Raw genomic sequence first — 19146 nt, 5'->3', positions numbered from 1 at the left:
AGTTTTATAGTGGAGGTGGTAAAATATACACCTGAGCATGAAATGCGATGGGAGGCTTTTATTCTGAAGGCCAAGAACGGGCATTTCATGTTCAGCAGACGTTATTTGCAGTACCACGGAGACCGTTTTCAAGATGAATCGCTTCTGTTCTTTAAGAAGCAGGTGTTAGTAGCAGTTTTACCGGCGCATCAAGCAGAGGAATCATTAATTAGTCATGACGGGTTAACCTTTGGCGGATTGTTAATGGAGCCTAAATTATCGTTGGCAGACGTAAGGAGTATCTTTGCTGTGCTGGGCGCTTACATGAAGGCGAAAGGATACAGAAAGCTGCAGTATAGGCCGGTACCGGCGTGTTACCATGTAATTCCCACTTGTGAGGATTTGAGTGTTTTACACCAGTTGGGGGCGGTGCCGGTACGCCGAGATGTCATTTCAGTCATTGATCTTGCTTCTGCACAACCTCCTTATAGTCCATCGGTACGTTGGGCAATAAACCGGGCCAAAAGAATGGGGATGGTTGTGAAAAGGAATGAAGAGTATGGCCCTTTCATGGAAGTACTGACGTCTCTTTTGAAGTTGAAATACCAGGCATCGCCGGTGCATTCGCTTGAGGAAGTAACTTGGTTGGTAAGCCATTTCCCAGAGAACATACAACTACAAGAAATCTACCTGGAAGGGGAGTTGCTGGGAGGCATCCTGCTTTATATAACGGAGCAAGTGGTACATACCCAATATACCGCCATGACCGCCGCCGGTAAAAAGTACCGTGCGTTACCTTATCTGGTGCATTCGCTTGTGCAGGAGTTTAAAGACAAAAAGCGGTTCTTTAGCTTAGGTACCTCCCGGGACAATGAAACCCTGTATAAGTTTAAGGAAAGCTTGGGTGCACGGGCAATGCTACAGGAACAATTCGTGCTAGAGATTGCTTAATACTGCCTATCATATTTGCTGATGAAAGTTCCATTCTTTGAATTTCGTGATTTTCCGGCCGGGCTCCAGCAGCGAATAGAAGATGTTTTGTTGACCGAACTTCGGAAAAACCAACTCATCTTAGGACCAGCAGTTACCACCTTTGAGCAGGAGTTTGGGCAATTTTTGGGCGGTGGGGAAGTAATTGGGGTAGGAAACGGATATGATGCCCTGGTGATAAGTCTGCGTGCGTTGGGGGTAGGCCCTGGGCATGAAGTAATTGTACCCGCCAATGGCTACATTGCTACCATCAATGCCGTGCAGCAGGTGGGGGCCAGGCCCGTGTTTGTAGAACCTGATGGCTTATCTTACAATATAACCGCGGAGACTGTTTTGCCGGTAATCACCCTGCGAACCAAGGCGGTTCTGCCCATCCATCTATATGGCCAAAGCTGTGAAATAGATGGACTGCTGGCTCTTTGTCGTGCCCATAATCTGGAACTCGTAGAGGATTTCGCGCAAGCGCAAGGTGCCCTGTATAAAGGAAGGCCGGTAGGCACGTTTGGGAAAGTAAATGCCACCAGTTTCTACCCCACCAAAAACCTGGGTGCCGTTGGCGATGGCGGCGCAGTCGTGACCCAAGATGCAAGGATGGCCAATTGGGTTCGGCAATACCATAACTATGGACAGTCCAGGCGGTATGAGTATGCGCAGGCAGGCGTAAATTCAAGACTAGACTCTCTTCAGGCCGCGGTATTGTCAGTGAAGCTTTCCTGTCTGGAGGCCCTGAATACAGAGCGGAAACGGCTGGCGGCTGCCTATCATCAGGCATTGGCCGGCGTAGGAGATCTTTGTTTGCCTGCGGTGTCTTCTATTCACACAGACCACATTTATCACCTGTATGTAGTCAGGACCAGCCGCCGAGATGCTTTGCAGGAGTTTCTCGAAAAGAAGGGCATAAAGACGTTGGTGCATTACCCGGTGCCGCCGCATGTGCAACCCGCCTACCAGCACTTGGGCTACCGCCCAGGAGATTTCCCCCTTACTGAGGAACTCGCCAATACCAGCATGAGTCTGCCTCTTTTCCCTGGCATGACCACGCAGGAGCAAGCCTACGTCATAGAAAAGATCCGGCATTTCTTCGGCTGAAAGCCAGCCTGCTTCTTCCGTTGCTTTTGCGCTGTTTTCTGGAAAGGAGCCTGAAACCGGATAGCGCGAGCCAGCCGAGTGAGTTACACCAGAAGCCGTAAATTCTTCGTAGTTTGCACCATGGCGCGAAAGCAGCACTTGCGGCAATTTTTGGGGAATTCAGTTTGGTCGGGCCTTTCTACGGTTGCCAGGGCGGGCGGTGCGCTTGTGATTAACAAGTTATTTGCTGTGTACTACGGGCCGCATGGCATCACGTTGCTGGCCCATTTCCAGAACCTGATTGCCTTGTTGACCACGCTTCCCAATAGCGGCATCAATGTAGGGTTGATCCGGCATTTAGCCCAGCACGAGGTAAAGAGCCGGGCCTACGGTTCTTATTTCTGGGTCGGACTTTTTCTCAATGCCCTCACCTTTCTGGGTGGCGTGGGTGCCCTGCTTTTATTTCCTTCCTTTTTTCTGGAGCGCTTCAGTGAAGAACTTCTGCCCCAGCAAAGCGGCTTTTACTTGTGGGTATTGCCCTTTTTGTTTGTGTTGCTCTTGCTGCAGTTGTTTTGGCTGGCGGTGTTGTTGGCCCGGCAGGCATTGCGACCTTACGTGTTTATAGGCTTGTTTACCAGTTTTATCAGTATTCTGGTTACGTGGTGGGCTGTAGGACGGGTAGAAATTTCCCAGGCGCTTGTGCTGTTTTTAACCGGACAAAGTGTGAGTGGCGTGGTAGGGTTAAGCGTGGTGCTTTATAAAGGATTGGTACCGAAGTGGCAACAGAAGTTGGAGCCAGGGGTTTTCAAAGACTTAGGAAAATTTCTGGTCATGGCGCTCTCTACGTTGGTGGGGGCTAAACTGGTAGACTTTGTGGTGCGTGAAATGGCCATCCAGGAGTTCTCCCTACTAGAGACAGGGCTCTGGCAGTCAGTGGCTAAAATCTCAGACAGTTACACCATGGTGTACATCTCCGTACTGGGAATGGTGTATTACCCCAGAATAGCAGCGCTGCTCCCCCAGCCCGAGGCGCTTCGGGAGTATGTGAGAAGCGTGTTTTTCCTGTTGGTACCCGCCGTTGGGGCAGGGCTCCTGTTCTTTTGGTGGCAGCGGGATTTTTTCATCAAACTTCTGTTCCATCAAGAGTTTCTGGCCGCCCGTGACCTGATGGACTACCAGTTACTGGGAGATTTCCTGAAAATGACCGCGTGGGTACTCTCGTATATTGTTACCGTACAGGCGCGCGTAAAATTGTACATGCTCACGCAACTGGGGTCAGGGGTTGTCTATGTGGCGCTGGTGGCGTGGCTGATGCCGTTACTGGGCGTAGAGGGTTTACCCGTGGCACACATGCTTCGTTACGGTCTATATTTGGTGTTTCATCTGTATTTGTTCCGTTCCTATCTTTTTTCCAAATGAACGCACCGCTGGTTTCTGTTATCTGCCTTTGCTACAACCACGCCGCTTTCCTGCGCGAGGCCCTGGACTCTGTCTTGGCGCAAACGTATCCTAACCTGGAAGTGCTGGTGGTAGATGACCTGAGTACAGATGCAAGTGTAGAAATCATACAGGCGTATGTGGAGCAGTTTCCGCAAATCAGGTTTATTCGGCATAGCCGGAATGTGGGCAATTGCGCTTCTTTCAATGAGGCCCTGCAACTGAGCCAAGGAGAATTCATCATTGATTTTGCCACCGATGACGTGCTGCACCCCGAGCGGGTGGCCCGCCAAGTAGCGGCCTTCCAGCAACTGCCTGCTTCCTACGGAGTAGTCTACACAGATGCCGAACTGATAGACGAACAATCTGCTTCCCTGGGCTTTTTCTATTCACGGTCAGCGGCAGGATATTTAGCTCCTTTCCCCGCCCAGGGCGATGTATTTACGGACGTTTTAGGCCGCTATTTTATTTGTCCGCCCACCATGATGATACGCCGGCAGGTGCTGGAGGAACTGCACGGCTATGACCCCGAACTGGCCTATGAAGACTTTGATTTCTGGGTGAGGTCGGCGCGTAACTGGCAGTATCACTTCCTGGACCAGCCCTTGTGCAAACGCCGGATACATGCGAATTCACTTTCCAGAAAAGTGTACCAGAAAGGAGACAAGCAGTTAGCGTCCACTATAAAAATCATCCAGAAGGCGCAAAGATTGATTAAAACTCCGGAAGAAAAAGAGGCCTTACGCACCAGAATAAAGTATGAGGCGCGGCACGCCTACCTGACCGCTAATTACTCGGAAGCTAGCCAACTTTTACAACTGTTGGAAGAAGAGCAGGGTATGACCACTACCTGCAAAATTCTTCAGGTGCTTACGAAGAAGCAGGTGCCGTTGCAGTTCCTGAGAAGTTGGTACCACCGGTGGAAGTACGGAGGTACTTCTGCATAAAATTCTGGATCAAGCGCGTGAAAACCTGGTCTGTACCCAAGCCGGAGCCACTTTGAATGGAGCCGGTGTTCAAGACGGCATGTTCCATAGAAAACTCGGTGTAGGTTATCTCTCCGCCGCCCGCGCCGTTCCAGGCAGCGTCTTCTTCTTTGTACATTGTTCCTGCATCAGCGGATGTTTTGTTTAATCCCTTTGCCAGCACAATGGTCTGGGCAGGAGTGCTCCAGGTTGTTTTATCCGTCTCATCGCCGCAAATAGGTAAATCATCTAGCCCTTTTTCTCCGAAGAAATCTCCTTTTTTGACGCGGGTACCCTTAAAAAGCCAATGGTCGGGATGAAGGACTTGGTACAGGGCATAGGTGCCCATGCCGGGTTCGGTGAATTGGGAGCCTAAAAGCTGGGCCTCCATATGCGAGGTGTGCCGCCAGAGGCAGCCTCTTTTTGCTTCGTTTTTGAAAAAAGAGCCGTTTTTCCGGCATTCTAACTGCGTAAAATTGTGGTGCCAGCGTACCTGCCAGTACACCTGATTTCCGCCCAAGGCGACTAAGGATTTGCGCTGTTGAAACACTAGGTTTCTTAATGCGGCATACATTTTCTCCGAGAAATACTCGGCGTGATAGGCGAGTACCAGCACCTGATAGTTTTTGAAAAGCTCAGGTTGGGCTTCCAGATAATAATCTGGGTAAAGGTCTGCACTGTGGTGCCGGGAAAACCAATGGTAAATGTTGGCCTCAATCCGGAGGTTATGCTGTAAGGGATTGGTACACGAATACGTGAGGGCGGTGTTGGGGCGCAGGGCAGAGACGAAGGGGGCATAACCTTCGCCCAGCGCATTCCGGTAGAAAGACTGGCCGCCGTAGGCATTGTACGCCAGCCAGGTGGTAACCGGGGCCAGAACGGCCACCTTGGAGGCGGGAGCAGCCGTGCCTACCAGAAAATGAATCTCGGAAGAACCTTCTACCGTTGGGTTCGTCAATACAGCGCGGTAATAGCCGGGGGCAGCGGTCAAAGGCAACGGGAACTGCCAGCCAATAGACCAGTGGCAACCGTCCTGCGCTTCCTGCATGGTTTCCTGCTGTGGCAATTGGTCAAATACGTGCTGGGTTAGTTCCTGCCACTCATTGTCTGCCACGTAATGCTGCAAACGAAGGGTGTTCTGCGGGAAATCGGCCTTTAGATGGAACGGGACGGTTTCGCCGGGCCTGTAGAAAAGCTTGTCTGTGTACCCTTCCAGCGGTTGTGGCACCATGTCTGGGGTAACCACGTCCATGGGCAGAGAGGGCTTCGGCCGTAATCGCCAGGCAAAGTGCTTTAGAGGGCCAACAGTTTTCAGCAGCAGGGAAGTAACCACAGGCAAAAATCGGCTTGGCCGTCTACTGAGTTTCATGCGCCAGCAGTGTGGAGACAAAGATGCGTTCGCCCTGGCCAAGTCCTAATCTGGCTTGTTGTTCTGGCGCGCGCGAAAGGGCGTATTCCACCTCTTTTACATAAAACCCCTGCGAAACCACCCGCTGGGCGAAATCCTGGCCGTAGTTTCTGAACCGGTCGGCTTGGCCGTAGGCCTGTGCCCGTTGTTGGGGCGTGACGGCGGTAGGAACTTCCAGCGTTTTTTCCTGGGGGTGCAGACGGGCCTGCAATAAAAGCTGGCCATTCGGCCGAAGGACGCGCCGCAGTTCCTGCAGGGCTTGTTTATCTTGGGGCACGTGGGCCAGCACGTGGGAACAAAGAATCAGGTCAAAAGAGGCCGAGGCGTAGGGCAGCGCCTGCAGGTCTACGTGGTCCATGGCGACCGGCGAGGTCAGGTCGGCGCTGCGGTAGGTTAAGTTTGGGAGGTTTTTAAGGCGTTTTTGTAAAATCGGCTCCGGCGCCATGTGTAGCACATGCAAGGGCCGTTCCTCTATTTTCACTTGCTCCTGCAGGTATAGCCACAGCAGGCGGTGGCGCTCTACGGTGTGGCAGCGGGGGCAAAGAGCCTGTGGCCGGCGCTCACTCCCGAAGGGCAGGAACGTTCTGAAAGAACCTTCGCACAAGGGGCAAAAGACCTTGTCGCCCAGGTACAGCCAGGCCCTGGAAAGCCAGAAGAGCTTTCGCAAAGAAAGCCGGGCGTGGGCCGGAAGCATCTTCTTTAACAGCGGCAAAGGCATAAAGGCGGGTAAGGGATTATTCAAAGATAAATAAAACCCCTTGTTTTACCAGCCCGTGATAAATACTGACACCCTGCACGAGAGTTTTACGTATGTAAAGACTTGGAAAGGTGGTGTTGGAAAAGCTGTAAAACGCAAGTCTTCCGCTGGGTACCCAAGCATTCTGCTTAAATTGTGATATATTTGTTCTTCCATATCTAAAGAATTTATGATTAATAATGTCTTAGCCACCCGTTCAGAGGTGATGATATATGTGGAGAAGTTCCTGGATACGGCCCTGCCGGAGTTCCTGAAGTCTGTGGAAGATAGCTGGCAGCCCGCAGATTTTCTGCCCGACACTAGAATGGACTCCTTCTTTGACGAAGTCCGTGAGTTGAAAGAGCGCGCCCGGGAGCTTTCCTATGACCTGCTTGCGGTCTTGATTGGCGATACCATCACCGAGGAGGCCCTGCCTACCTATGAGAGCTGGATCATGAACATCAAGGAAGTGAACATGAATCCTGACAGTTCCTGGATGAAATGGAACCGCGGCTGGACTTCGGAAGAAAACCGCCATGGCGATTTGCTTAACCGTTACCTCTACCTTTCCGGCCGCATTGACATGCGCCAGATGGAAGCGTCTACCCAATACCTCATTGCCGACGGCATGGATATCCAAACCGATGATGACCCGTACCGCAGCTTCGTGTACACCTCGTTCCAGGAAACGGCCACCAACGTATCGCACCGCCGCGTGGGGGCTTTGGCTAAACAAGCCGGTGAAACCACGCTGTCGCGGATTTGTAACTACATTGCCGCCGATGAAGGACGCCACGCTAAGGCGTACAAAACCTTCGTGAAGAAAATCTTTGAGGTAGACCCGTCAGAAATGATGCTGGCCTTTGAAGACATGATGCGCAAGAAGATTGTGATGCCCGCTCATTACCTGCGCGAACTGGGTATTGACCAGGGCCAGACCTTCGGACACTTCACAGATGCCGCCCAACGTATTGGTGTGTACACCTCATCAGACTACGTGGAAATCATGGAGACGCTTATCAGAGAGTGGAAAATCTCCAGCATGACCGGTCTGAACGAAGCCGGTGAAAAGGCCCGCGATTACTTGATGGCCCTGCCTAACCGCCTGCGCCGCGTGGCAGACCGTTTGCGCGTTCCAGAACTGCAGTACAAGTTCAAATGGATTGACAACTAAGAGAGCAAAGCCGTTTTCGGCTTGTTTTTCCTAAAATAGAACACAAACGCCCTTCAGACATCTGAAGGGCGTTTGTGTTTCCAAGCACCATCTATAAACTATGAAACAACCGTAATTGCCAGAAGAGAAAAGGTTACGTTAGTTTTTGCCTACTACCTGAACGCCTTTCCAGAAGGCAATGAAACCCTCAATTTCTTTGGCGGTTTCCTCCTGCGGTTTGGGGTAGGTCCAGGCGGCATCTGGGTTTTCGAAATGGCCCACCTGCACTGAAAAATACGAGGCTTCTCCTTTGCGGGAGCAGACAGAATGCCGGTTGCTGGGCTTGAAGAACTCCCAACGTAGCGAAGAAGGCGGAAAATAATAGTTTCCGTCTACCTCAATAGTGGTGTCACTTTCCGCAAGAACCGTATTTTTCCAGATAGCGCGCATAGTTTAAATAGGATTATGTTGATGAATACATAGGACTTATTTCTGTTATTTACTCCTTTTAAGAGAGAAGGTTACCTTTCACAAGAACATTTCCGTTTACACGTTGTTAGTAAATAGAGACAAGAGAGAGGATGTAAGACCCAAGAACTTTTCAATTTCCGCCTTCGGCTAGCCTATTGCCCTGGGTTGGATATGGTATAGAAAAGCATAGTGCCTGGCAGGTAAGTCCTGTGTCTTCCGTCTAGTATCTTGTGCCTCGTAAAGAAGAAATGTATGGCAGCCGGATATAGATTTACTGATTATGTGCCGGAGGAACCCAAGGACAAGAGCTTTGAATCTTTGCTCCAGATTTTCCTCCAATTGATTACCCTCACTGCCGGTGATGTGGCCGAAGCCATGTCCTGGATGAGTGAACTGGACAAACGCTACAACCTCACCGACGATTCCTATGGCTTGGGCGATTTCTTTGAAGACCTCAAGAAAAACGGGTACATAGATGATAAAGGCCCAGACGGGCAGTTCAAACTACAGGCCAAGGGCGAGCAGAAAATAAGGAAAAGTGCGCTGGAAGAAATCTTCGGGAAACTGAAGCGCGGCGGCCGCGGAAACCACACCACGCCTAAAACCGGCATTGGCGACGAAGCCTCGGCTGATCGCCGCGAGTTCCGCTTTGGTGATGCGCCCGAGCAGATTGAACTCACTGAGTCTATCCGCAACGCGCAGATTCAGCACGGCATCGCCGATGATTTCTTTCTCACCGAGCAAGACCTGGAGGTAACCGAGCGCGAGCACAAAACGCAGACCAGCACCGTGCTCATGATTGACATTTCGCACTCCATGATTCTGTACGGTGAAGACCGTATTACGCCCGCCAAGAAAGTAGCCATGGCCCTGGCCGAACTGGTCAAAATCAAGTACCCCAAAGATAACCTGGATATTATTGTGTTCGGGAACGATGCCTGGCAAATTACGGTGAAAGACCTGCCGTACCTCATGGTGGGGCCGTACCACACTAACACCGTAGCCGGACTGGAACTGGCCATGGACCTGCTGCGCAGGAGAAAAACCAGCAACAAGCAGATCTTCATGATTACAGACGGGAAACCCACCTGTCTCAAAGAAGGGCTGAAATACTACAAGAATAGTTTCGGGTTGGACCGGAAAGTGGTGAACAAGACGCTGAACCTGGCGGCACAGTGCCGTAGGCTGGGCATTCCCATCACCACGTTCATGATCGCCTCAGATCCGTACCTGCAGCAGTTTGTGGAAGAATTTACCCAGGTGAACAACGGGCAGGCATACTACAGCAGCCTCAAAGGTCTGGGAGATCTGGTGTTCCGGGACTACGGGCGAAACAAGAAAAAACGGATGTAGCCTGATGAGTGTTTAGCGGCTGTTTTATGGTAAATGGGTTAAAAACGTATCAACGCTGGCCTTTTTTGATATCCCGCCGGCGTAACTCATTTCCCCAGATACCTAGTGCCAAGGCTACGCTAAACAACGTGTAAAAGATAGGTCGGTCAATCACCTGAGAAATCCGTAAGACAGCGCTTATCACCGCTAGGGCTGAGCCCGCAAAGTAGATGAAAGAAGATTTTTTCATGTGGGTTCTGTAGGGCGAAGGGAGTTTTTCGTTTCGGGTTTATTTTAAGGATTTAAGCCAGAAACGAACAACTACAAATCTAATTTTTTACGACGGAAGAAGTGAGAATAAAGGCTCAACATGCCTCCGGCGAAGACAAGACCTAAGGCAAGGTAGACGTTGTAGTCCTTCGTCAGAATCATGAAAAGACCCGCAAACGTAACCAAACGAGCCAGTATGGGCAACAAGGAAGAGAGTGACAAAGGACGCATCTGGTTTTTGCTTGATAGAGATTACTTCAACAATATACGTACTTCAAGAGACATTATCCCAATTATAACTGTAAACTAAGCACATGCTTTATACCGATATACCTGCAGAGCAACTGCAAAAAATCAAGACCCTGGGCCAACTGAAGGCCGCCGGCTATGAGCCGCGAAGCGTGAAAGAAGAACTGCGCGCCAACCTTATCAAAAAGCTAAGCAGCGGCGAGGAAGTGTTCCCCGGCATTTACGGCTACGAAGAAACTGTGATTCCAGACCTGCAACGCGCTATCCTGAGTCGCCACCACATTAACCTACTGGGCTTACGCGGACAAGCCAAAACCCGTATTGCACGACTGTTGGTGCAACTGCTGGACGAGTACATTCCCGTAGTAGCTGGTTCCGAACTGAATGACGATCCTCTGCAGCCGCTCTCCCGCTATGCATTGGACCAAATTGCGCACCACGGCGATGATACTCCCGTAAGCTGGCTTCACCGTGACGAACGCTACACCGAGAAACTGGCCACGCCAGACGTATCGGTGGCAGACTTAATCGGTGACGCCGATCCAATCAAAGCGGCCACGTTGAAACTGCCGTACTCAGATGAGCGCGTGATTCACTTCGGGTTAATCCCGAGGGCGCACCGCGGCATTTTCGTGATCAATGAGCTGCCAGATTTGCAGGCCCGTATTCAGGTTTCCCTGTTCAACATTCTGCAGGAAGGCGACATCCAGATCAGAGGTTTCAAGATCAGACTTCCGCTGGACATTCAGTTTGTGTTCACCGCCAACCCAGAGGATTACACCAACCGGGGTTCTATAGTGACGCCGCTCAAAGACCGCATTGACTCCCAGATCATCACGCACTATCCTAAGAGCATTGAGATTGGGAAAAGCATCACCAAGCAGGAGGCGCGTATTACCACTGCCCAGCAAGAACGTGTGAAAGGCCATGAACTCATCCATGACCTGGTAGAGCAGATTGCCTTTGAAGCCCGCGAGAGCGAGTACGTAGATGCCAAAAGCGGAGTCTCGGCCCGTCTCACCATCTCGGCGTATGAAAGTGTGGTGAGTGCCGCCGAAAGACGCGTGCTCATCAATGGAGAAACTTCTACCCACGTGCGTATCGCAGATTTTCTGGCGGCGGTTCCGGCGGTAACCGGCAAAGTGGAATTGGTGTACGAAGGCGAGCAGGAAGGAGCCGGGGGCGTGGCTTACCGGTTAATGGGCAAAGCCATTAGAACGCAGTTTCTGCATTACTTCCCAGACCCAGACAAGTTCAAGAAGCAGAAAGAGAAAGACCCGTACAAGAAAGTGACCGCCTGGTTCTCAGATGGCCACACCCTGGACCTGCTCAATGATGCGTCAGACGCCGAGTACAAACGCGAACTGAACCAAGTGCCCGGTCTTTCTGACGTGGTGACCAAGTTCCAGCCCACCCCCAAGAACGAAGCCGAGCATCTGTTCTGGATGGAGTTCTGTCTGCACGGCCTAGCTGAATACAGTCTGATTTCCCGCAACCGCCTCACGGCCGGTCTCCAGTTCAAAGACCTGCTCAGCAGCATGTTCTCCGGCGGCGGCTTCTCCCTCAGCGAAGAAGAGGACGACGATGACGACAATGACCGTTATTAAGCTGTTTCCCTAAAAGCAGGCTTTAAACCCAAGTTTACCAAAGCGCCGAAGCATTTTTTGCTTCGGCGCTTTGTTTTTGGTTGAGTACTAATGCTGCTTCCGCTCTCTTCTTTTCAACCATCCTTTTCCTGGCGCGTAGGAAGCAAAGCCCTGCTCTACAAAAGTGAGGAGGCTACCTATTAACTATAGATAACATGCTACCAATCTGGTTACAGGCAACTTTATGGGGATTACTGGGCGGCGCGGCCTTGCTCATTGGCGCAGGCATTGGGTATTATGTGAAGGTCTCGGCAAAGGTTGCTTCCAGTGTCATGGCTTTTGGGGCGGGGGTTCTGATCTCTGCCTTGGCCTTTGATTTGATGGACGAAGCCTATGAACAGGGTGGTTTCGGGGCGACGGCTATTGGGTTCCTGAGCGGGGCCCTGGTGTACACGGCGGCGAATTGGCTGCTGAAGAAACAGGGCGCGCACCACCGGAAACGTTCTGGCGAGCAGCAAGTCTCTGAGGCCGAAGATGAGGGCAGCGGTTTAGCTTTGGCCATTGGCGCGTTGATTGACGGCATTCCCGAGTCCATTGCCATTGGTATCAGTATGATCTCAGGGAGTAAAGTGAGTTTTGCGGTAGTGGCCGCGGTGTTCCTGTCTAACGTGCCCGAAGGGCTGTCCAGCGCGGTAGGCATGAAGAAAGCCAATCGGTCTAAAGCCTACATCTTTGGCGTATGGGGCGCCATCGCGCTTATATCTGGGGTGGCGGCACTGCTGGGCTACACAGTGTTCAGCGGACTTTCCCCTACCATTATTGCCGCTACTACGGCCTTGGCTGCCGGGGCTATTCTGGCCATGATTTCGGACACCATGATTCCCGAGGCCGTAGAAGTAACCCATGACCTCACCGGCCTCATCACCGTACTGGGTTTCCTGACGGCTTTTGTGTTAAGCCACGTGGGTGCCTAAACTCCGGGCCACGTTTTAAAGCAGTTTATACAAAAATAGCCGGAAAACGTGCGTCTTCCGGCTATTCTATGGAACGGGATACTACAGGAAAATTTCCTGTCTCTCCAGCTTACGCCTCGTTTACTACAATCTTCTGGATTCTGTCACCAGCTTTGATGGTGTCAATTACGTCCAGGCCTTCCACTACTTTCCCGAAGCACGTGTGGTTGCGGTCCAGGTGGGCGGTGTTGTTACGGCTGTGGCAGATGAAGAACTGTGAACCACCAGTGTTGCGGCCGGCGTGCGCCATAGACAACACACCACGGTCGTGGTACTGGTTTTCGCCGGATAGCTCACAGTCAATTTTGTAGCCGGGTCCGCCGGTGCCGGGCATGCCTTTCGCGCCTTCGCGGGAGTTAGGGCAACCACCCTGAATCACGAAGTCTGGCAATACGCGGTGAAACGTAAGGCCGTCATAGAAACCTTCTTTGGCCAGTTTGGTGAAGTTCTCAACAGTTTTAGGAGCGTCTTTCTCGTAGAACTCTACTTTCATGACACCCTTTTGGGTATGGATTTCTGCGGTTTTCATCTTTTAATGTGCTAATGAGTGAATGTGCTAACGTGCTACTGAAACAGAAAGAACCTGAAGAATGGTTCTAACAAGCCCTTCCGTCTATTTACAAAGGTACAAATTTTACGGCTACCGCTGAAGCAGCCCAACTACCGTATCAAGCCTGTTTTCCTTAAATCGGACTCAGAATTCAAGACTCAGAACTCAGGACTCTTCTAACGGTGCGAATCCTCGTCCTGCAGCAAACTCAGATAACTTTCATAACGCGGCAGGGCGATTTTGCCTTTTTTAACCGCTTCCTGTACGGCGCAGCCCGGCTCATTGAGGTGCACACAGTTGTGGAAACGGCATTTGTTCAGGCGCGCGCGCATTTCAGGAAAATAGTGGGCAATTTCTTCGCGCTTCATCTCTACCACGCCCAATTCTTTGATGCCGGGCGTATCAATAAGGAAAGTGCCGGTTCCTACTTCAAACATCTCGGCGAAGGTGGTGGTGTGCACGCCTTTGTCTGAGAACGCCGAAATCTCGGAGGTTTTGATGTCCAGATCAGGGACTAGGGCGTTCACCAGGGTGCTTTTGCCTACCCCGGAGTGACCGGTGAAAAGGGAGACTTTCTCCGCCAGCAATTCCTGCACCTGAGGCAGACCTTCGCCCGTATGGGCAGAAAGCGGATAGCAGGGATAACCAATCTGGCGGTAGAGTTGCATGACCTGGTTCATGTAGCCCAGCGCTTCCTCGTCATACAAATCCAGTTTGTTGAACAGGAGAATGGCCGGAATCTGATAGGCCTCGGCGGTGACCAGAAAGCGGTCAATAAACCCGAAGGAAGTGCGCGGCGAAACCAAGGTCACCACCAGAAACGCCTGGTCCAGGTTGGAGGCCACTATGTGGGCGTGGTGGGCCTTGTGGGTAGACTTCCGGATGATGTAGTTGCGCCGAGGTTTGATTTCAGTGATGACGCCCTGCTGCTCGCCTCCCTCGGGTTCCAGGGTTACTTCATCGCCCACGGCGAGGGGATTGCTCACCTTTAATCCTTTGTTTTTGAATTTTCCCCGCAGGCGGCATTTGTACAGCAAACCATCTGCGTGGTCGCGCACCAAATACCAAGAACCCGTCGATTTTACTACTGTGCCTGTCATACCTGCCGCGAAGGTAACCAATATTCCAACGAAGTTAAGATACGGTCTGTGGCTCCTGCCTGTTTTTGCAGATATGTCTGGGTGGCTGCCCTGATTTTTTCGCGCGAAGCAGGATGCTGGTGTAGGGCTTCAAACTTGGCGCTCAGTTCCTGAGTGGATTGTACGCTGAAGGCAATGCCCGCTTCCACTAAATCTATGGCTTCCTGAAACTTGGCGTATTTTGGCCCGAAGAAAATGGGTGGTCCGAAGGCGGCTGGTTCTAACGTGTTGTGCAGCCCTTTCCCGAAGGCACCACCCACGTACGCGTAATCACTGTACTGGTACAAACTGGACAGCATGCCAATATTGTCAATGAGCAGAATACGGGCCGAGGCAACGGTAGCCGCATCAGCCTGCGAAAACCGGATGGTCTGGCCAGGGAACTGTGCTTCTAACTCGCCTAACTCTTTGTCTTTGATTTCATGCGGCGCAATAATGAATTTGAGGGAAGGCAATTGTTCCTTGATGAAGGGGAGGAGTACTTGCATGTCCTCTGGCCAACTACTGCCAATCACCATCACGGGCGACATTCCTTTGAAAGCCTGAGCCAGGGGAATGGGCGCGGCGTTTTTGGCCGTTTGCAACACCCGGTCTACGCGCGTGTCACCGGCGGTACTTACGTTGGTGAAATCAATGCTGGCCAGCAGCTCAGCCGATGCTTCGTTTTGGGTATAAATATGCGTGAAACGCGCCAGAATACGCCGGTAAAATCCGCCGTTCTTCTGGAAATAAATCTGATTGGGCCTAAAAATGGCCGAAACCGAAAATAGTGGAATTTGCTTTTGGTGCAGGGCTTTGGTGTAGTGGTGCCAGAACTCATACTTCACAAAAACCGCGAACGCAGGCTTCACCAAAGAGACAAATTGCTGGGCATTCTGGGTGGTGTCTAGCGGCAGGTAAAAAATAAAATCAGCCCCGGCGTAGTTCTTTCGGACTTCATACCCCGAGGGCGAGAAGAACGTGAGGACAATCTTGTAGTCGGGGAATCTTTGCTTGAAGGCTTCTATCAGCGGGCGGCCCTGTTCAAACTCGCCTAAGCTGGCGCAGTGAAACCACGCTACGGGGGCGGTGTTGTGTTGCAGTTTCTGGGCTATTTCCTTGAAAACCTCCTTGCGGCCGTCTACCCATTTTGCCGCCTTCGGGCTGAAAGGAGCAGCCAGTCTCACGCCCAAGCCATAGGCCCGCACACCAACTTCGTATAGAATCTTTGACATTCCTTAAATAGGGTTATTGAGTACTGAATGGGAACTAGCCGCAACCGTTTTGGGGCTGTTTTAAGCCATCTGCAAGGTAAAGATACTGCGGAATTCTATGGCAGGCACAGCCAGAAGGACTTAACTGGCCTTTCTGCTGCCAAGACAGACGTTTTAAGCCCTTTTTCAGGAAAGAAGCCTGTAAACAGCGCAATAAAAAAGCTCCCGTTTAGAGCGGGAGCTTTTTCAAAATCAGTTTAAAAAGAGGAGACTAGCGGGTAGCCAGGTAAGAAGAAACGCCTTCGTGAGAAGCTTCCATGCCTTCTTTGCCTTCTGACCAGTTGGCTGGGCAAACTTCGCCTTTTTCTTCGAAGTACTGCAGGGCGTCTACCATGCGTAGGGCTTCGTCAATGCTACGGCCAAGCGGCATGTCATTTACTACCTGGTGGCGTACAATGCCTTGTTTGTCTATCAGGAACAGACCGCGGTAAGCCACTGGCTCACCCACAAAAATCAGTTCACCTTCTTCGTTGTAGTCATAGTGACCAGCCAACACATCAAAGTTAGAAGAGATGGTTTTCGTAGCATCGGCTACCAACGGGTACGTAACGCCTTCAATGCCGCCTTTTTCACGTGGCGTGTTCAACCAGGCCCAGTGTGACTGGTGCGTGTCGGTTGAGCAACCTACCACGGCTACGCCTTTACGGGTGAATTCTTCTAAACGGTCCTGAAACGCGATGATCTCAGTGGGGCATACAAACGTGAAGTCCATTGGGTAGAAGTAGAACACTACGTGTTGCTTGCCAATGTACTGGTCTAACGAAAAATCCTCTTCAAACTCTAAGTCTACTACCGCGGTAGCTTTGAAAGATGGTGCTTTTTTACCTACTAATACTGCCATGTGATGGGTACTGTTAAATGGTTCTGTGGTGTGTTGCTGCGCCGAAGCCAAAATAACTCCGTCGCTTTTGCGGGTGCAAAGGTACGGCGCTACCGTTTACCCTGCAAAAAAGATAGAAAGTGAGTGCGTAAACTTTATGGATACTTCGGTTTCTTTAGGGATAGTGCAGCCGGTCTGAAAATGCTCCAACGGGTCTTGTCTGCGAGGAAAACCTTACCAGCCGCTTTAAGGCCGGTTTATCTAAAACAGCCTTAAAGCGGCTAAAGCGGAAAAGTGCCCGTAGGCCGACAAACGAACTGGTACGTGAGGCGGCTGCGTTGCTCCAGCAGAATCTCTTTGCCCTGGGTTAGTTTTTCCAGGCTGGGCTGGTCATAATTCTTGATGGTGAACAGATGCAGCGGCTCATTATACAGAATCACGAATTCCTGCGCCAGTTCTGCTTTCAAAGCCTCCACCCGCTGCGCATCGGCGTCAATACAGGTAGAAAAGGAAATGGCGGAGTTCTGCATCAAGTTGATTTTAAGCCGATGTTTGCTCAAGGCCTGAAAAATGGAACTGAGGTGCTGCTCAGAGATAAACCCGAAATCTTTAGTATGGAAGGAGAGCAGGCATTGGTTCTGTTTCAGGATAAAAGAAGGCGCGATGCGCTCATGCTGGCAGTTCCAGATCACAGTGCCGGGCTGGTCTGGGTGCAGAAATGATTTCACGTGCAGCGGAATGCAGCGTTTGGCTAGCGGCTGTACCGTTTTGGGATGGATGACCGAAGCCCCGTAAAACGCCATTTCAATGGCTTCCTGGTAGGCAATCTCCTCGTACCGGATGGTTTCCTGGAACAACTTGGGGTCGGCGTTGAGCAGGCCGGGCACATCTTTCCAAATGGTGAGCGACTCGGCTTGCAGGCAGTAGGCGAAAATGGCCGCACTGAAATCAGAGCCTTCACGGCCCAGGGTAGTAGTGGCGCCGTCTGCCGTGCGGCCAATAAAGCCTTGCGTAATGATGGGCTTCTCTTCCAGTAAGGCGGGAAGGTGCTGCTGTATCTGTTGTTCGGTGAAGTCCCAATCCAGGCGCGCTTCGCGCCAGGTAGCATCGGTGCGCAGGTAGTCGCGGCAGTCCAGCCAATAGTTTGAAAAGCCCTTACTTTCCAGAAAATGGTGCAGAATGAGGCTGGAGAGCAGTTCGCCCACGCTAATGATTTGGTCGTATTGCTGGTCAAAGTCAGCAGGAGTTACGGTCCTAAGGGTGTTTTCTAAAAAATCGAACTGATTCTGCACGGTAGCGTGTACCGGGTGCTTAGGATTTGGAAACAGTTCCTGCGCAATTTGCTGGTGGTATTGCCGGGTTTCCTGTAGGGCTTCGGCGTAGTGTTCGCCCTGAAAGGCAAGATGATAGACTTTCTCCAGCGCATTGGTGGTCTTGCCCATGGCTGAGACCACTACCACTAGTTTCTCCGTAGACGGTTGTCTGGTAAGAATGTGAAGTACGTTTTCAAAAGCATCGGCATTCTTTACTGATGCTCCTCCAAATTTATAAACTAGCATTTAATATCAGTTATTTTGAAATGGTGTTAAACGGGTGCTTTCTATTGTCAAGTTTATTGTTAATTTTGTAATTATATAAGTAAGCTATCATTCTTTATCTGATCACTTCTTAACCTACTCCTATGACACATCAAGAGAACCTGGCGCTTCCGGTTGGCACTACCCTAGACAGATTCATCATGCGGAAACAAGAGGATTTCCCGTATGCCACCGGTGAACTCTCTCAATTACTCCGCGACATTGCCTTGGCGGCAAAAATAGTAAACCGCGCCATTAACCACGCGGGCCTGACAGATATAGGAGGAGCGTACGGCAAACAGAACGTGCAGGGAGAAGACCAGCAGAAATTAGATGTGGTGGCCAACATCCGGTTCATACGGGCTTTGCGCAACGGGGGCGAGGTTTGCGCCATCATCTCTGAGGAAGAAGAGGAGGTCATCCATACGGGCAACAACAAAGGCAAATACATTGTGGCCATTGACCCACTAGATGGTTCGTCTAACATTGACGTGAACGTGTCCATTGGCACTATCTTCTCCATTTACCGCCGTATTTCCGAAATCGGCACAGAAGCCACCATGGAAGACTTTTTCCAGAAAGGCACCGAGCAGGTAGCCGCTGGTTACGTGATTTATGGCTCCAGCACCATGTTGGTGTACACCACCGGCAACGGCGTGAACGGCTTCACCTATGAAACTTCGCTAGGCGAGTTCTTTTTGTCGCACCCTAACATCACTACGCCACAGAACGGCAATATATACTCTGTAAATGAAGGCGGCTTTAACCACTTCCCAGAGAGTATCAAAGATTACGTAGAGCTTTGCCGCGTGCGGAACTACGCCGCCCGTTACATCGGCTCTCTAGTGGCAGATTTCCACCGGAATTTATTGAAAGGCGGTATCTACATGTATCCTAATACCTTGAAATCGCCGGGCGGCAAACTGCGGCTGTTGTATGAGTGCAATGCGCTGGCTTTTCTGGTGGAACAGGCCGGCGGAAAAGCTTCTGACGGACGCAACCGCATTCTGGAGATTCAGCCTTCTGAACTGCACCAGCGCTGTACTTTCTACATTGGCTCTAAGGACATGGTGAACGAGGTGGAAAACTTACTGGTTGGCCGAGAAAGACGCGTGCGGGCTACGGAGCTCGTTTAAGCGTTTTACCCTTG

18 protein-coding genes are annotated in these 19146 nt (G+C 51.2%); 9 read left to right on the top strand and 9 right to left on the bottom strand.

Annotated features, from left to right (window positions below):
* Positions 1-9 precede the first annotated feature (9 nt).
* From ACY0JR_RS13595 to ACY0JR_RS13580, 4 genes are all read left to right on the top strand, one after another.
* Positions 10-930, top strand: a complete 921-nt coding sequence (locus ACY0JR_RS13595; protein ID WP_462634644.1) for a GNAT family N-acetyltransferase — start codon at positions 10-12, stop codon at positions 928-930.
* A 21-nt stretch (positions 931-951) separates the two neighbouring features.
* Positions 952-2058, top strand: a complete 1107-nt coding sequence (locus ACY0JR_RS13590) for a DegT/DnrJ/EryC1/StrS family aminotransferase (protein ID WP_462634643.1) — start codon at positions 952-954, stop codon at positions 2056-2058.
* A gap of 120 nt (positions 2059-2178) precedes the next feature.
* Entirely contained in the window at positions 2179-3456 is a 1278-nt protein-coding gene (locus ACY0JR_RS13585) for an MATE family efflux transporter (protein WP_462634642.1), read from the top strand.
* Positions 3453-4421 (top strand): glycosyltransferase family 2 protein, encoded by a 969-nt coding sequence (locus ACY0JR_RS13580; RefSeq protein WP_462634641.1) that lies wholly within the window; start codon positions 3453-3455, stop codon positions 4419-4421. The genes ACY0JR_RS13585 and ACY0JR_RS13580 overlap by 4 nt, the downstream gene beginning before the upstream one ends.
* On the opposite strand, the gene ACY0JR_RS13575 is transcribed toward ACY0JR_RS13580, so the two are convergent.
* Positions 4345-5808 carry a N,N-dimethylformamidase beta subunit family domain-containing protein gene (locus ACY0JR_RS13575; protein WP_462634640.1) on the bottom strand — a complete coding sequence of 488 codons (1464 nt, stop codon included), beginning with the start codon at positions 5806-5808 and terminating at the stop codon, positions 4345-4347. The two genes, ACY0JR_RS13580 and ACY0JR_RS13575, sit on opposite strands and share 77 nt — an antisense overlap.
* On the bottom strand, positions 5795-6589 hold the full coding sequence (locus ACY0JR_RS13570; protein ID WP_462634639.1) for a class I SAM-dependent methyltransferase: 795 nt from the start codon (positions 6587-6589) through the stop codon (positions 5795-5797). The genes ACY0JR_RS13575 and ACY0JR_RS13570 overlap by 14 nt, the downstream gene beginning before the upstream one ends.
* A gap of 184 nt (positions 6590-6773) precedes the next feature.
* On the opposite strand from ACY0JR_RS13570, the gene ACY0JR_RS13565 reads away from it, so the two are divergent.
* Complete coding sequence (locus ACY0JR_RS13565) at positions 6774-7757, top strand: acyl-ACP desaturase (protein WP_462634638.1); 984 nt, start codon at positions 6774-6776, stop codon at positions 7755-7757.
* A 138-nt stretch (positions 7758-7895) separates the two neighbouring features.
* On the opposite strand, the gene ACY0JR_RS13560 is transcribed toward ACY0JR_RS13565, so the two are convergent.
* On the bottom strand, positions 7896-8186 hold the full coding sequence (locus ACY0JR_RS13560; RefSeq protein ID WP_462634637.1) for a DUF427 domain-containing protein: 291 nt from the start codon (positions 8184-8186) through the stop codon (positions 7896-7898).
* 273 nt (positions 8187-8459) lie between these two features.
* Between ACY0JR_RS13560 and ACY0JR_RS13555 the strand changes: the two genes are divergently transcribed.
* On the top strand, positions 8460-9560 hold the full coding sequence (locus tag ACY0JR_RS13555) for a vWA domain-containing protein (protein WP_462634636.1): 1101 nt from the start codon (positions 8460-8462) through the stop codon (positions 9558-9560).
* 49 nt (positions 9561-9609) lie between these two features.
* Here the strand turns inward: ACY0JR_RS13555 and ACY0JR_RS13550 are convergent, their stop codons facing one another.
* On the bottom strand, positions 9610-9789 hold the full coding sequence (locus tag ACY0JR_RS13550) for a hypothetical protein (protein ID WP_462634635.1): 180 nt from the start codon (positions 9787-9789) through the stop codon (positions 9610-9612).
* A gap of 334 nt (positions 9790-10123) precedes the next feature.
* Between ACY0JR_RS13550 and ACY0JR_RS13545 the strand changes: the two genes are divergently transcribed.
* Both ACY0JR_RS13545 and ACY0JR_RS13540 read left to right on the top strand, forming a co-directional pair.
* Positions 10124-11665 carry a sigma 54-interacting transcriptional regulator gene (locus ACY0JR_RS13545; RefSeq protein WP_462634634.1) on the top strand — a complete coding sequence of 514 codons (1542 nt, stop codon included), beginning with the start codon at positions 10124-10126 and terminating at the stop codon, positions 11663-11665.
* 194 nt (positions 11666-11859) lie between these two features.
* Positions 11860-12618 (top strand): ZIP family metal transporter, encoded by a 759-nt coding sequence (locus tag ACY0JR_RS13540; RefSeq protein ID WP_462634633.1) that lies wholly within the window; start codon positions 11860-11862, stop codon positions 12616-12618.
* Between the two features lie 109 nt (positions 12619-12727).
* On the opposite strand, the gene ACY0JR_RS13535 is transcribed toward ACY0JR_RS13540, so the two are convergent.
* The 5 genes from ACY0JR_RS13535 to ACY0JR_RS13515 form a co-directional block, all read right to left on the bottom strand.
* A complete protein-coding gene (locus tag ACY0JR_RS13535) occupies positions 12728-13186 on the bottom strand; it encodes a peptidylprolyl isomerase (protein WP_462634632.1) in 459 nt (152 codons plus the stop codon).
* A 197-nt stretch (positions 13187-13383) separates the two neighbouring features.
* Positions 13384-14307, bottom strand: a complete 924-nt coding sequence (rsgA, locus tag ACY0JR_RS13530) for a ribosome small subunit-dependent GTPase A (RefSeq protein ID WP_462634631.1) — start codon at positions 14305-14307, stop codon at positions 13384-13386.
* Positions 14304-15560 carry a 3-deoxy-D-manno-octulosonic acid transferase gene (locus ACY0JR_RS13525; protein WP_462634630.1) on the bottom strand — a complete coding sequence of 419 codons (1257 nt, stop codon included), beginning with the start codon at positions 15558-15560 and terminating at the stop codon, positions 14304-14306. Before ACY0JR_RS13525 ends, rsgA begins: the two co-directional genes overlap by 4 nt.
* A gap of 250 nt (positions 15561-15810) precedes the next feature.
* Positions 15811-16440, bottom strand: a complete 630-nt coding sequence (locus tag ACY0JR_RS13520; RefSeq protein WP_462634629.1) for a peroxiredoxin — start codon at positions 16438-16440, stop codon at positions 15811-15813.
* A 260-nt stretch (positions 16441-16700) separates the two neighbouring features.
* Complete coding sequence (locus ACY0JR_RS13515; protein ID WP_462634628.1) at positions 16701-17978, bottom strand: aspartate kinase; 1278 nt, start codon at positions 17976-17978, stop codon at positions 16701-16703.
* Between the two features lie 122 nt (positions 17979-18100).
* Here ACY0JR_RS13515 and fbp point away from each other — a divergent pair, with 122 nt between their 5' ends.
* Positions 18101-19132 (top strand): class 1 fructose-bisphosphatase, encoded by a 1032-nt coding sequence (gene fbp / locus ACY0JR_RS13510; RefSeq protein WP_462634627.1) that lies wholly within the window; start codon positions 18101-18103, stop codon positions 19130-19132.
* The last annotated feature ends 14 nt before the right edge of the window (positions 19133-19146 follow it).

Source organism: Rufibacter sp. JT3400010 (genome assembly GCF_054956755.1).
Note: the sequence above shows the minus strand (reverse complement) of the source record. Positions and strands in the feature narration are given on the sequence as shown.